Annotated in this window: 14 protein-coding genes; 11 read left to right on the forward strand and 3 right to left on the reverse strand. The window is 62.9% G+C overall.

The features are described 5' to 3' along the window. Positions 1–9: 9 nt before the first annotated feature. The 3 genes from M3I53_RS21665 to M3I53_RS21675 are packed head-to-tail and all read right to left on the reverse strand — an operon-like array spanning position 10 to position 2,954. A complete protein-coding gene (locus M3I53_RS21665; RefSeq protein WP_254317897.1) occupies positions 10–1,263 on the reverse strand; it encodes a CaiB/BaiF CoA-transferase family protein in 1,254 nt (417 codons plus the stop codon). A gap of 2 nt (positions 1,264–1,265) precedes the next feature. Further along, positions 1,266–1,742 carry a MaoC/PaaZ C-terminal domain-containing protein gene (locus M3I53_RS21670; protein ID WP_254317898.1) on the reverse strand — a complete coding sequence of 159 codons (477 nt, stop codon included), beginning with the start codon at positions 1,740–1,742 and terminating at the stop codon, positions 1,266–1,268. A 48-nt stretch (positions 1,743–1,790) separates the two neighbouring features. Further along, positions 1,791–2,954 carry an acyl-CoA dehydrogenase family protein gene (locus tag M3I53_RS21675; protein WP_254317899.1) on the reverse strand — a complete coding sequence of 388 codons (1,164 nt, stop codon included), beginning with the start codon at positions 2,952–2,954 and terminating at the stop codon, positions 1,791–1,793. 384 nt (positions 2,955–3,338) lie between these two features. On the opposite strand from M3I53_RS21675, the gene M3I53_RS21680 reads away from it, so the two are divergent. From M3I53_RS21680 to M3I53_RS21730, 11 genes are read left to right on the forward strand one after another with little or no spacing between them, the layout of a single operon-like run. Continuing rightward, positions 3,339–3,704, forward strand: coding sequence for a Zn-ribbon domain-containing OB-fold protein (locus M3I53_RS21680; RefSeq protein WP_254317900.1), 366 nt, complete (start codon positions 3,339–3,341; stop codon positions 3,702–3,704). Between the two features lie 60 nt (positions 3,705–3,764). Beyond that, positions 3,765–4,916, forward strand: a complete 1,152-nt coding sequence (locus tag M3I53_RS21685; protein ID WP_254317901.1) for a thiolase — start codon at positions 3,765–3,767, stop codon at positions 4,914–4,916. Positions 4,917–4,969: 53 nt separating this feature from the next. Beyond that, entirely contained in the window at positions 4,970–5,770 is an 801-nt protein-coding gene (locus M3I53_RS21690) for an enoyl-CoA hydratase/isomerase family protein (RefSeq protein ID WP_254317902.1), read from the forward strand. Positions 5,771–5,781: 11 nt separating this feature from the next. Continuing rightward, positions 5,782–6,585 carry an enoyl-CoA hydratase/isomerase family protein gene (locus tag M3I53_RS21695; RefSeq protein ID WP_254317903.1) on the forward strand — a complete coding sequence of 268 codons (804 nt, stop codon included), beginning with the start codon at positions 5,782–5,784 and terminating at the stop codon, positions 6,583–6,585. 17 nt (positions 6,586–6,602) lie between these two features. Then, positions 6,603–7,418: an enoyl-CoA hydratase/isomerase family protein gene (locus M3I53_RS21700; RefSeq protein WP_254317904.1), complete on the forward strand. Its 816-nt coding sequence runs from the start codon at positions 6,603–6,605 to the stop codon at positions 7,416–7,418. Positions 7,419–7,462: 44 nt separating this feature from the next. Beyond that, positions 7,463–8,317, forward strand: a complete 855-nt coding sequence (locus M3I53_RS21705) for an SDR family oxidoreductase (protein ID WP_375542564.1) — start codon at positions 7,463–7,465, stop codon at positions 8,315–8,317. A gap of 3 nt (positions 8,318–8,320) precedes the next feature. Continuing rightward, complete coding sequence (locus M3I53_RS21710; RefSeq protein ID WP_254317906.1) at positions 8,321–9,463, forward strand: CaiB/BaiF CoA-transferase family protein; 1,143 nt, start codon at positions 8,321–8,323, stop codon at positions 9,461–9,463. 42 nt (positions 9,464–9,505) lie between these two features. After that, positions 9,506–10,705 (forward strand): acyl-CoA dehydrogenase family protein, encoded by a 1,200-nt coding sequence (locus tag M3I53_RS21715; RefSeq protein ID WP_254317907.1) that lies wholly within the window; start codon positions 9,506–9,508, stop codon positions 10,703–10,705. A gap of 31 nt (positions 10,706–10,736) precedes the next feature. After that, positions 10,737–11,891 (forward strand): acyl-CoA dehydrogenase family protein, encoded by a 1,155-nt coding sequence (locus M3I53_RS21720; protein WP_302057780.1) that lies wholly within the window; start codon positions 10,737–10,739, stop codon positions 11,889–11,891. 34 nt (positions 11,892–11,925) lie between these two features. Next, positions 11,926–13,092 carry an acyl-CoA dehydrogenase family protein gene (locus M3I53_RS21725; RefSeq protein WP_254317909.1) on the forward strand — a complete coding sequence of 389 codons (1,167 nt, stop codon included), beginning with the start codon at positions 11,926–11,928 and terminating at the stop codon, positions 13,090–13,092. 16 nt (positions 13,093–13,108) lie between these two features. Then, positions 13,109–13,915, forward strand: a complete 807-nt coding sequence (locus M3I53_RS21730; protein WP_254317910.1) for an enoyl-CoA hydratase — start codon at positions 13,109–13,111, stop codon at positions 13,913–13,915. The last annotated feature ends 1 nt before the right edge of the window (position 13,916 follow it).

The raw sequence follows: 13,916 nt of genomic DNA on the forward strand, positions 1-13,916 counted from the left end.
TCGCGCCAGTTAGTCTTTGCTCAGCGCTTCGGTAACGGCCTCGCCTTTTCCCGTGGCACGGGCGAGGAGCGCGCTGGCTTCGCTTGCGCTGTAGCCCGCTTCGACCAGGACTTCGATGCTGTGCTCGCCTAGATTCGGCGGGAGATAGCGAACGTTGCCGGGCGACTCGGAGAAGTGCACCGGGATCGAGGTCATGACCATGTCGCCTTCGGTCGGATGAGCGAAACGCTGGAAGAAGCCGGTCTCCTTGATGTACGCGTCGTCCATCAGGTCTTTCAGGTCGCGCACGGGGCCGTGCGGCACGTCCGCCGATGCGAAAATGGCGTTCCATTCCGCCGTGGTCTTGTTGAGGATGGCGTCGCCGACGATGCGGTACAGCTCGTTGATGTTGCGCATGCGCTCGGTCATATGGCAGAAGCGCGGGTCGTCGAGCAGATGCGCCGCATCGATCGCGCACAGCACACGGCGCCATTGCTCGTTGTTTACCGCGAGCAGGCAGATGTGCCCGTCCTTCGTCGCGTAGGGCCGGCGATGCGGCGAAAACATGCGCGGATAGCCAAGACCCGTGCCGTCATTGGAGCCTAGCGCGCCTTCCCAAAGATGCTCGAACAGATTGAATTGCAGCATCGTCTCGAACATCGGCACGTGAACGAGTTGACCGAGGCCGGTACGCTCGCGGTGAAAAAGCGCCATGCCGATCGACGACGCCAGCACGTAACCGCAGAACTTGTCGACGATCACGGTGGGGAAGTAACGCGGCGAGCCGTCGGCGTCGCGATTCATGGCGGCAATGCCGGTTTCGCCCTGGATCACGTCGTCAAAGGCGGGGCGGTCCTTGTAAGGGCCGTCGATGCGATAGCCCGCGCCCGACGCATACACGATGCGCGGGTTGCGCGCCCGCACCGCTTCGTAGCCAATACCGAGTCGGTCGGCGGCGCTCGGACGCATACTGTGCACGATGACGTCGGCCGTCTCGACAAGCTTGAACAGCGCTTCACGGCATTCGGCCTGTTTGAGGTTCAGGACCACGCTCCGCTTGTTGCGGTTCATGATCGTATAGAACACCGCCATGTCGGGGTTGCGGCCGGGACCGTTCTTGCGGTTCTGGTCGCCTTCGGGTGGCTCGATCTTGACGACGTCCGCACCCATGTCGCCCAGCAGCTGCGTGGCGACCGGACCAAGCACGTTGATGGTCAGGTCGATCACGCGGACACCGGCTAACGGGCCCGTAGCCCGTTCGAGGGGTTGTTGTGGATTTTCCATGCTCAGGCCTTGTATTCTTTGCCCTTCACGAGTCTGAGCGGCGTGTACACCATGACTTCCGTGCCGTCCTGCTTGATCACGCGGTTACGCGTGCGTACGAGACCAAGTCCGGGGCGCCCGTTGCTGGGCCGGCATTCAATTACCTCGCATTCCACATGAATCGTGTCGCCGACGTAGGTGGGGCCCTTGATATCGAGCTCCATGTTGAGGAACGCGAAGCCGACGCCCTGCATGGTGGCCTGCGTAAGCAGCCCCTCCATGAGCGTAAACACGAGCGCCCCCGGCGCGACACGCCCCTTGATCGCCGACTGCTCCCTTAGAAATTCGGTGTTGGTAAACAGCACTTCCAGCATGCCGGTCACGGAAACGAAATTCACGACGTCCGTTTCGGTGACCGTCCGGCCCACAGTCTTGAACTTGCGTCCAACGGGCAGGTCCTCCCAGTGGATACCCAAACCAACCGTTTCGATGTCTTCCATTGCCTGTCCTCTCTTGTTGTCGCTCGCTTGTTAGCTCGGCTGTCGTTTTCAGTTCTTCTTGATGCGGCCCAGCACGTTGTCCGCGACGATGTTGCGCTGGATCTGGTTGGTGCCTTCAATGATCTGCACCACTTTCGCGTCGCGGAAATAGCGGTTGATCGGGTACTCGTTGGAGATGCCGGCCGCGCCGAAGAGCTGCACGGCGTCGGTCGCGACCTTCATGGCGACGTCCGATGCGAACATCTTCGCCATCGCAGCCATTGGAGCAAGTTCGCGTCCGCTTACGCCCGCGTCGACAAGCGACGCGGTGCGATAGACAAGTTGGCGCGCGGCTTCGGTCTGCGTAACCATGTCGGCGATCATCCAGCGCACGCCCTGGAAGTTGCTGATGGTCTGACCGAACGCTACGCGATCCTGAATGAACCTGACGGCGTGATCGATCGCACCCTGCGCGATGCCGACCGCGCGCGCGGCAACGATGGGGCGGCTCGTGTTGAGCGCTTCCATGGCCACCTTGAATCCCTGGCCGCCTTCCGGCCCGAGACGATCTTCCGCGCGAATGAAGGCGTCGTCGAAATAGAGGGGGCAAGACGCTACGCCTCGCGCACCCATCTTGTCCTCCTCATTACCGATCGTGAGGCCGTGCGTGTTGCGATCGACGATGAAGAGATTGATCCCCAGCGGCTGCCCTTCTTCATCGAGCGTCTTTGCCGCGACGAGAATGAAGTCGGCGATATGCGAGTTCGTGCACCAGATTTTTGAGCCGTTGAGCACATAGCCGCCGCTCTTGCGGCGCGCTGTGGTGCGAATGCCGGATACGTCGGAGCCGCTTTGCGATTCGGTAATCGAGAGCGCGCCGCGCAATTCGCCGGATGCGAGTCCGGGCAGGAGGCGTGCCTTCTGTTCGTCCGTGCCTCCTTCGAGAATGGCGCCAAAGGGGGTCCATTGCACCACCAGCAAATAGCCGGTGTTGTAGCAAACGCGCCCAAACTCCTCGACGGCGATACAGGCCGACATCACACTGCCGGCGCCGCCATACGCTTCCGGAAACGGCAACGTGAAAAGGCCCAGTTCCTTAAGCAGTGCGTACATGTCATGCGGATACTCGGCCGTACGGTCGATCTCGTCGGCGCGCGGTGCCACACGCTCCCTTGCGACGCGACGGATGAGATCGCGGATCTGAACCTGGTCGTCTGTTAGTTCGTATGTCACTTCTAGCTCTCTTGCTGGCGGTTATCCGGATCGGGCCCGGATTCGTCTTTCGGAGCGGGCCAGGTCGTCCCCGCTGACCGCTCCCGAATCACCCCGGCCTCTTCAAAATATTGAACAATGTTCGATAAAGTAAACGATGGATCTGGTGGCCGTCAAGCGCAGAAACCGGCTGCCGCGGGTTTGTCCGAGGTGCGTCCGGAATTTCGCCGGGATGTAGTGTCAGCCTTGTGGGGCGGGGCACGACAGGGCTTTCCCACCGTTGACAGCACGCTTCCGATGCGTTTAATATTTGGAACAGTGTTCGGTTATTTGTTCCATTTTGGCCCGACGTCGCGGCTCGATTTGCGGGAGCCATAAGGCAAAAACGATTTGGAGGAGCGGGGAATGGACTCTCTTTGTCCTGAAGTCGATTATCAGAAGTTTCTGGCCGAGGGCCGTTTGATGATCCAACGCAGCCGCAGCAGCGGCCGCTATGTGTTCTATCCGCGCGTAGCCGAGCCGGTTACCGGGGCGCGCGATCTGGAGTGGGTCGAGGCGTGCGGGAAAGGCACGGTTTATTCCACCACGGTCGTGCGCCAGAAGTCGCCCACGCCGAGCTACAACGTCGCAGTAATCGATCTGGAAGAAGGTGTGCGCATGCTCAGCTGCGTTGAGGGCGTCGAGCCGGAGGCCGTGCGCATCGGCATGCCCGTGCAGGCGAAGATCGTCTACCGGGGGGATGCGGCACTGCTCGTGTTCGAACCAGCCTGACGCCCGCTAACCCGCAACCGGCCGTCAAGAGCCGGTCGCACCTGATGAAAGGTAGATCGAATGGAATTCAACTTGCGCGGGCGTACCGCACTGGTGGCAGGCGCCACCTATGGGATGGGGGAAGCACCTGGGTTGTCGTCGATGGACCTTGCTGCGCGCGCTTGCGTCGACGCGCTGGCCCAGGTAGGACTCACGCCCGGCGATGTGGATGGCCTGTTCGTGTGTACGCCCGATGACATGCTCTCGGCTCTCACGTTCGCCGAATACCTCGGTATTAACCCGAAGTTCACCGACAACAACCGAAGCGGCGGCTCGGCTTTCGAGATTTACGCGCATACCGCGGCAATGGCGTTGTGTACGGGACAGATCGACGTCGCATTGATCGCATACGGCAGCAACCAACGCAGCGCGGCGGGCAAGCTCGTGCAGTCGTCGCGCCCCTCGCCGTGGGAGAGCCCGTATAAGCCGATGAATCCGGTGTCGTCTTATGCGCTCGCGGCAGCGCGGCATATGCACCAGTTCGGCACGAAGCGCGAACATCTGGCCGAGGTGGCTGTCGCCGCGCGCAAATGGGCGCAGCTCAATCCGGATGCCTACGTGCGCACGCCCTTGTCGATCGATGACGTGATGGGCGCGCGTCTCGTATCCGACCCGCTTTCCGTGCGCGATTGCTGCCTCGTGACGGATGGCGCGGCGGCCGTAGTCATGGTGCGCGCCGAGCGTGCCCGCGATCTGACCGACAAGCCCGTCTATCTGCTCGGCGCGGCCTCGGCCACGTCGCACCGCGAAATCGCGAGCATGCCCGATCTCACGGTGACTGCCGCAGCGCAATCGGGCCGGCGCGCGTATGAAATGGCGGGCGTGAAGGCAAGCGATATCGACGTCGCGATGCTGTACGACGCATTCACGATCAACACTATTCTGTTCCTGGAAGACCTCGGCTTCTGCGCCAAGGGCGAAGGCGGCCGCTTCGTTGCGGACGGCGCCATCGCGCCGGGCGGCCGGCTCGCGGTGAATACCAACGGCGGCGGCTTGTCCTGCGTTCACCCCGGCATGTATGGGCTTTTCCTGATTGAGGAGTCGATGCGGCAACTGACGGGTCGCGCCGGCGAGCGCCAGATCCCGGGCGCCAAGCTGGCCATCGCGCACGGCAACGGAGGCGTGCTCTCAAGCCAGGCCACGGTGATTCTCGGAACAGAAGAAACCCTGTAAGACACGCCGGCCGCCCAGGCCACTGTCAACAGCTTTGCATGGGAGACGGACAGATGAGCGTAGAGACCGGCAGCGACGCGACAGAGATCGTCCAGGTCCAGCAAGACGGCGCAATTGCGACCGTTACATTGAATTACCCCCAACGGCGCAACGCGTTTTCATTGAGGATGCGCGAGTCGTTGTATGCGCAACTTTATCGACTGATGCATCACGAGGAAAGCTGCCGCGCGATCGTCCTGACCGGCGCGGGCAACACGTTTTGTGCGGGCGGCGACATCTCGGAGATGCAGGCGCGCAAGGTGCTCGAGTACCGGCAACGCAATGAACTGCCGCTCGGTATCTTCAGACTGATGGTCGAAGGCCCGAAGGCGGTTGTCGCCGCTGTCGAAGGGTTTGCGTTCGGCGCAGGCCTCTCGCTCGCAGCGGCTTGCGACTACGTCGTCACATCGTCGTCCGCGCGCTATGCAAGCGCGTTCGTGAAAGTCGGGCTGCTGCCCGATACGGGGCTCTACTGGTCGCTCTCGCAACGCGTGGGCGGTGGCCTCGCACGTGAGCTCATGCTGAGCGCGCGCGAGTTCAACGGCGTCGAAGCCGGCGAGACCGGTTTCGCGAACCAGGTCGTCGAGCCCGGCGAGGCGCTGAACGCGGCCTTGAAGGTGGCGCAACAGTACGCCGAATTGCCCTCGGTCGCCACCGCGCATCTGAAGGCCGCGCTCGCGAGGGGCATCCGCACGCTCGACGAAGCGATCGAAGCCGAAGTCAACCTGCAGCCCATCCTGCGCCGCAGCCGCGAACACGAGGAAGCCGTGAGCGCCTTCATGGAAAAGCGCAAGCCGGTGTTCGTGGCCGACTGAAGGGAGCCAACATGAGCGAAAAACAAACGGCAGCAACCGAAACGGCGCTGATCGAGGTGACCCGCGAGGGGCCGGTCGCGATCGTGACTTTGAACAATCCGCGACGCCGCAATGCAATGGGGCGCCAGATGCGCCAGTTGCTGCGTGACACGGTGCATCGTCTCATGGTCGACGACCCTGAGTCGCGCGCAATCGTCCTCACAGGCGCGGGCGAGCATTTTTGCGCGGGTGCGGACATCTCCGAGATGACGAAACGCACGATCCTGCAAAGCCGCGAGATCCTGGCGGAATCGTGCGTGGTGGTGCGCGAAATGCAGGCGGGTCCGAAACCCGTTGTGGCGGCGGTGGAAGGCGTGGCCTTCGGCGCCGGACTTTCGCTTGCCGTGGCGGCCGATTACGTCGTCGCAGCGTCGAGCGCGCGCTTTTGTGCTGCGTTCCTGCGTGTGGGGCTGATTCCGGATACCGGCATTCTGTGGACGCTTCCAAAGCGCATTGGCATGGCCCGCGCGAGAGAGATGCTAACGCTCGCCACGGAGATCGACGGCAACAAGGCCGCGGCGATCGACCTCGCAAACGAAGCGGTGGAACCGGGCGCGGCGCGCGCCAGGGCGATTGAGGTTGCACTCGGCCTCGCGGCCCTGCCGCCGCTTGGCGTGGCGCTGCTGAAGGAATCGCTCACCAATGCCGCGACGACCATGGAAGGCGCGCTGCGCGCCGAAATCGACTATCAGCCCATTCTGCGTCAGTCGAAAGACCATCAGGCTGCCTGCAAGGCATTTATGGAAAAGACCACGCCGGTCTTCACCGGTGAGTGAGCGCGGAGACCCATGCGATGAGTAACGAGCAGAAGGAAGTGGCTGCGGGCACCGACGAGGTCGTGCAGGTGCGCCGTGAAGGCGACGTGAGCGTTGTCACGATGAACTATCCCGAGCGTCGCAATGCGTTCTCCATGAAGCTTCGGCTCGCGCTGACCGAGGTGTTTCAGCGACTCATGAACGACGACCCCGACACGCGCGCCATTGTGCTGACGGGCGCGGGCGGTCATTTTTGCGCGGGCGGCGACCTCTCGGAAATGCACGCCACCACGCCGCCATTGCTCGCGCTGCGTGAGCGCATTGCGGTGGGCGTGCGTCTTTTCAAGCTGATTTATACGGGCACGAAGCCCGTCGTCGCGGCAGTGGAAGGCGCGTGTTACGGAGCAGGGATCTCGCTGGCTGCTGCCTGTGATGTCGTGGTCAGCGCCGATACGGCGAAGTACTCGTGCGCCTTCGGCAAGGTAGGTCTGCTGCCCGACACCGGGATTCTCTGGACGCTGCCGCAAAAGGTGGGCGGCGGCAAGGCGCGCGAATTAATGCTGAAGGGGGATGTCATCGATGCAGCCACGGCGCGCCGTATCGGTCTCGTCAGCGAGGTGGCAGCGAGCGGACACGCGCTCGAAGCGGCTATCGAGGCCGCGGCCCGTTTCGCGAGCTATCCCCCGGTTACGCTGGCGCTCCTGAAGGCGAGCCTCGTCAACGCGGGCAACTCGATCGAAGACGCCTGCCGTCTGGAAACCGACTTGAATCCCCTGACCCGTCAAACGAGCGATCACACGGAGGCCGTGAAGGCCTTTATGGAAAAGCGCAAGCCGGTTTTCACGGGCGCCTGAAGCCGCCGTTCTTCATTGCTGTCTTTACTGGAAGTTCAATGCCTATGTTTACGCCTGACCTGCTGAAGAACAAAAGGATCCTGATTACCGGCGGTGGCACGGGGCTCGGCAAGAGTATCGGTCGACGTTATCTCGAACTCGGCGCCGATCTCGTCATCTGCGGTCGCCGCAAGGAAGTGCTCGATGCGACGGCCGACGAATTTCGCGGCGTGGTGCCTGGTGCACGCGTTACGACGGTGCAGGCAGACGTGCGCAGCGCGGAATCCGTCGAGGCAATGATGGACACGATCTGGCAGGACGGCCCGCTCGACGTGCTGCTGAACAATGCCGCGGCCAATTTCATCGCGCGCACGGAAAGCCTTTCGGCGCGCGCGGTGGACGCTGTGCTCGACATCGTGCTGCACGGCAGCTTCTATTGCACGATCGCGGCGGGCAAGCGCTGGATCGATGCGGGCCACGCGGGCAACGTGATCAGTACGGTGTCTACGCCCACGATGACAGGTTCGGCCTTTACGGTGCCGTCCGCTGCGGCGAAAGCCGGCGTTCTGGCGATGACCCGCAGCCTCGCGGTCGAATGGGGCCCGAAGGGCATCCGTCTGAACGCGGTGGCGCCCGGACTTTTTCCAACGCCCGGTGCTTGGGAGCAGCTGTATCCGCCGGGCTCGCAGGTCGAACCGCAGGAGCGCTCCGTACCGCTGCGGCGCTTCGGCGATCACACGGAACTTGCCGATCTCTATGCGTATCTGGCGTCAGACGGTTCCGGCTACATCACCGGCGACATGATCGTGATCGACGGCGGCCGCTGGATGCAGGGCGTTGGCGGCCCGACTTTCCGTGCGATGCAGGACTGGACCGACGAACAGTGGGACGCCATGCGCGCCCATGCGCGCAAGGGTTGAACGATGGGTCCGCTCGCAGGAGTCCAAATCATCGAATTGGCCGGCATCGGGCCAGGCCCCATGGCCGCGATGCTGCTAGCCGACCTGGGCGCGACGGTGTTGCGCATCGAGCGCCGCCAGCCGGTCAAGCTCGGTATCGAGCGCCCGCTGCGCTACAACCTGTTGCTGCGCAACCGGAAGACGATCGCGCTCGACCTGAAAGACGCGGAGGCCGTAGAACTCGTTCTTTCTCTTGTGGAGCGCGCCGACGCGTTGATCGAAGGCTTCCGCCCCGGCGTGACGGAACGTCTTGGACTCGGTCCGCAGGTTTGCCTCGAACGCAATCCAAAGCTCGCCTATGGGCGCATCACGGGATGGGGGCAAGACGGCCCGCTCGCGCAGTACGCGGGGCATGACCTGAACTACATCGCGATCACCGGTGTGCTCAACGCGATCGGCCGCCGCGATCAGCCGCCGTCGATACCGTTGAACCTGATCGGCGACTATGCGGGCGGTTCGCTGTACCTCGCGATGGGGCTGCTCTCGGCGATCCTGCATGCGCGTAACGGCGGCTCAGGCCAGGTCGTGGATGCAGCGATCGTCGACGGTACGGCCAACCTTGCCACCACGTTCTTCGGCATGCAGGCAGCCGGTATCTGGCGTGACGGGCGCGGGACGAATATCACGGACTCCGGATCACACTTCTACGACGTATACGAATGCGCGGACGGCAAGTGGATCACCATCGGTCCCATCGAGGACAAGTTCTATCTGGAACTGCTGCGCCTGCTCGATATCGACCCGCGAACGCTCGGCGCCCAACTCGACGAAAGCAATTGGCCCGCTGTGCGCGCGTTGTTCGCGTTGAAGTTCAAGAGCCGCACGCGCGAGCAATGGACCGCGTTACTCGAGCATTCGGACGCGTGCTTCGCGCCGGTGCTGTCGTGGACGGAGGCGCCGGAGCATGCGCATCTAAAGGCACGCGGCACGTTCATCGAAGTCGACGGCATCGTGCAGCCTGCTCCTGCGCCGCGCTTTTCCGCCACTGAGCCCGCGAAACCGACGGCGCCCGAAGCCCCCGAGGCGGCGACGGTCGACGCCGCGCTCGCCGCGTGGCTCGAACCAGGCCACATTGGCAAGCTGAAAGAAGCGGGAACGCTGGCCTGAGCCGCACACGGCAGGCGACCCAAAAAACGAAACGAGACACTCATGGATCTGCGATATACCGACGAGGAGCTGGCGTTCCGCAATGAGGTGAGAGCCTTCTTCAAGGAAGCGCTGCCCGCCGACATTCGACGCAAGGCCACCCGGGGACAGCGTTATTCGGCGGCCGACCTGCGCCGCTGGCAGCGCATTCTCTACGAGCGCGGCTGGGCGACGCCCGCGTGGGACAAGGCGTGGGGCGGGACCGGCTGGAGCGCCGTGCAGCAATACATCTTCAAGGAAGAGCTGCACATGGCGCCTGCGCCCGAAACACTGTCGTTCAACGTGAACATGATCGGCCCGGTGTTGATCGCGTTCGGCAGCGAAGAGCAGAAGCGTCACTTCCTGCCCCGCATCGCGAGCCTCGAATACTGGTTTTGCCAAGGTTTTTCCGAGCCCGGCGCGGGTTCGGATCTGGCCGCGCTGCGAGCCCAGGCGGTTCGCGACGGCGATCACTATGTCATCAATGGGCAGAAGCTCTGGACCTCGACGGCGCATCACGCGGACTGGATGTTCTGTCTCGTGCGCACGGATTCGAGCGGGAAGAAGCAACAGGGTATTACCTACCTGCTGATCGACATGAAGACGCCGGGCCTGACGGTGCGCCCGATCATCACGATCGACGGGCACCACGAAACCAACGAGGTGTTCTTCGACAACGTGCGCGTGCCGGTTGCGAATCGCATTGGCGAGGAAAACAAGGGCTGGGACTACGCGAAGTATCTGCTCGGCAACGAGCGCAGCGGCATTGCGCGTGTAGGTGTTTCGAAGATGCGGGTGCGGCACGCAAAGGACCTCGCGAAGCGCGTGCCCTGCGGTGATGGGGTGCTGTGGGACGACACGCGCTTTAGGGAGCGCGTTGCGGCCGTGGAAGTGGAGTTGAAGGCGCTGGAAATGACGCAGATGCGCGTGATCGCCGAAAGCAGCGCGCACGAGAGCCATGTGCCGGACCCCAAGACCTCGATCCTCAAGATCAAGGGCTCGGAACTCCAGCAACTTTCCGCCGAACTGCTGCTGGAAGTCGCTGGCCCGGATGCGTTGCCGCTCGATATCGACTTCCTGCGCGGTCTTGGCGACGCCGTTCGCGAGCCCGAATGGGCGCTTACGATCGCGCCGAACCACTACTTTGCGCGTCACGTTTCGATTGTGGGTGGTTCCAACGAGATTCAGAAGAACATTCTCGCCAAGTCGGTATTGGGACTTTGAGCGACGGTCGAACAGCGGAGAAGCATGGGCTATGGACTTTGATTTCACCGATGAGCAACGCATGCTCAAGGATAGCGTCGAGCGGCTCGTGAAGGACGAGTACGGTTTCGAGCAACGCGCGAAGTACCTCGCGCAGCCGGATGGCTTCAGCCGCGCGCAATGGGCGCGCTATGCCGATATGGGGCTGCTCGGTCTTTCGTTCGACGAGGAATACGGCGGCAGCAACTGCGGTCCGGTCGAAACGATGATCGTCATGGAGGCGCTGGGCCGCGCTCTCGCGGTCGAGCCGTACCTCGCAACGGTCGTGCTGGGCGGCAGCTTCGTGCGCCTTGGCGGCAACGCGGCGCAATGCGCGGCGATTCTGCCGCAGATTGCACAGGGCGAACTGCTGATGGCGTTCGCGCACAGCGAAGCGCAGTCGCGGTACGACCTGGCAGACGTGGCGACCACTGCGCGGCGCGAAGGCGACGCATGGGTAATCGACGGCGCCAAGCGCGTGGTGCTGCACGGCGGCAGCGCCGATCTTCTCGTGGTGTCCGCGCGTGTGGCAGGCGGCAGGCGCGAGCGTGACGGCATCGGCCTGTTCGTGGTCAGGAGCGATGCGGCGGGCGTGGCTCGCCGCGCATATCCGACGCAAGACCGGCTGCGTGCGGCAGACATCGACTTCTCGGGCGTACGCGTTCCGGATAGCGACGTGCTGGGCGTGGCGGGTGCCGCGTTACCGCTCATCGAGACGATCGTTGCGCACGCAATCGCTGCGGTGAGCGCGGAAGCCGTTGGCGCGATGGCAGCCGCGCACGAAGAAACCGTCGAATATCTCAAGGTTCGCAAGCAGTTCGGCGTGCCCATCGGGTCGTTTCAGGCGCTCCAGCATCGGGCGGTCGACATGCTGGTCATGGTGGAGCAGGCGCGCAGCATGGCGCTCTTAGCGACCATGATGAGCGAGGAACCCGATGCGGGGGAGCGCGATCGCAGCCTGTCCGCCGCGAAAGTGCAGATCGGACGCTCGGGCCGCTTCGTCGGCCAGCAAGGCGTGCAACTGCACGGCGGCATCGGGATGACCGAGGAGTGCAAGATCGGCCACTACATGCGACGCCTGAGCGTGATCGATATCCAGTTCGGCTCGACCGAACATCATCTGACCCAGCTCGCCAATGCCGGCGGGCTGATCGATGCCCAAGCGTGAGCCGCGTATCCAGCCAAGTATACGGAAACCATTCATGAGCCGAATTACCCCTCCCGATCAATATCAGGAACTGCGCGACGCGCTGCGTGACCTCTCGAAGGAATATCCCGATGAGTACTGGCGCCGCATCGATCACGAGCGCGTCTACCCGGAGGCGTTCGTCGACGCGTTGACGAAAGCCGGATGGATGGCGGCGCTGATTCCTCAGGAGTACGGCGGTTCTGGCCTCGGGCTGACCGAGGCGTCCGTGATCATGGAGGAGATCAACCGCAACGGCGGCAACTCCGGGTTCTGCCACGGTCAGATGTACAACATGAACACGCTGCTGCGCAACGGCTCGGAAGCGCAAAAGCGCAAATATCTGCCGAAGATCGCGAGCGGCGAACTGCGCCTGCAGTCGATGGGCGTGACCGAGCCGACTACCGGAACTGACACGACCAAGCTGAAGACCACCGCCGTAAAGAAAGACGGCCGCTATGTGGTCAACGGCCAGAAGGTGTGGATTTCACGCGTGCAGCACTCGGACATGATGATTCTGCTCGCGCGCACCACGCCCTTGTCGGATGTGAAGAAGAAGTCGGACGGGCTGTCGTGCTTCCTCGTGGATCTGCATCACGCTATCGGCAACGGTCTGACCGTGCGGCCGATTCCCAACATGGTCAATCACGAGACGAATGAACTCTTCTTCGACAATCTGGAGATTCCTGAAGAGAACCTGATTGGCGAGGAAGGCAAGGGCTTCAAGTACATCCTCGACGGGCTCAACGCCGAGCGTGCGCTGATCGCGGCCGAGTGCATCGGCGACGGCTACTGGTTCGTCGATCGCGCGTCGAAATACGCCAGCGAGCGTATCGTCTTCGACCGGCCGATCGGGATGAATCAGGGCATCCAGTTTCCGATCGCCGAGGCATACATCGACGTGCGCGCGGCCGATCTCATGCGCTACAAAGCCTGCGAGCTGTTCGACAACCATCAGGCATGCGGCGCGGAAGCGAATATGGCGAAGCATCTCGCCGCCACGGCTTCGTGGAAGGCGGCGAATGCCTGCTTGCAGACGCATGGCGGCTTCGGTTTCGCCTGCGAATACGACGTCGAACGCAAGTTCCGCGAAACGCGGCTTTATCAGGTGGCGCCGATTTCGACGAACCTGATTCTGTCCTACGTCGCCGAGCACGTGCTCGACCTGCCGCGTTCATTCTGAACATCGAGGGGATCTCATGCGCTTCGAGACCATTCTGTACGACGTAAAGGACCGTATCGCGACGATCACGCTCAACCGTCCTGAACACATGAACACCTGGAACGACCAGGTGGCGACGGAGGTGTACGAGGCAATGCAGGCGGCGGGCGCGGACCGCGGCGTGCGTGTCATCGTCTTCACTGGCGCGGGGAAGGCCTTTTGCGCGGGCGGCGATATTCACAGCTTCGGCGGCGACCCCGCCGCGCTCATGACCAAGCTGCCGCGCCCGTTCGACATGCGCAAGCGCGCGGACTGGCAGACGCGTTGTTCGTATTACCCGGCCATTCCGAAGCCGGTAATCGCCATGCTCAATGGCTCGACCGTCGGAATCGGCCTGATTCACGCGCTCTTTTGCGACATCCGGTTCGCATCGGAAGACGCCACCATCACCACGGCATTCGCGCGCCGCGGTTTGACCGCCGAATACGGCATGGCGTGGATACTCGCGCGCCACGTGGGCCAGGCGCATGCGCTCGACTTGCTGCTCTCGGGCCGCAAGATCAAGGGGCGCGAAGCCGAGCGCATGGGACTCGTGAATCGTGCGATCCCGGCGGAGAAGCTGGTCGAAGAGACTTACGCCTACGCGCGCGACATGGCTGAGTACTGTTCGCCGCGCTCGATGCGCATCATGAAGGAGCAGGTCTGGGACGTGCCTTTCCAGACTCCCCACGAGGCGGTCATGTCCGCGGGGCTGGACATGCCGATCGCCAACCAGTGCGATGACTACAAGGAAGGCATGGCGAGCTTTCTCGAGAAGCGCAAGCCGAACTTCACGGACTACTGAG

The sequence above is a fragment of the Paraburkholderia sp. CNPSo 3272 genome (genome assembly GCF_024206495.1).
Taxonomy (GTDB): Bacteria; Pseudomonadota; Gammaproteobacteria; order Burkholderiales; family Burkholderiaceae; genus Paraburkholderia.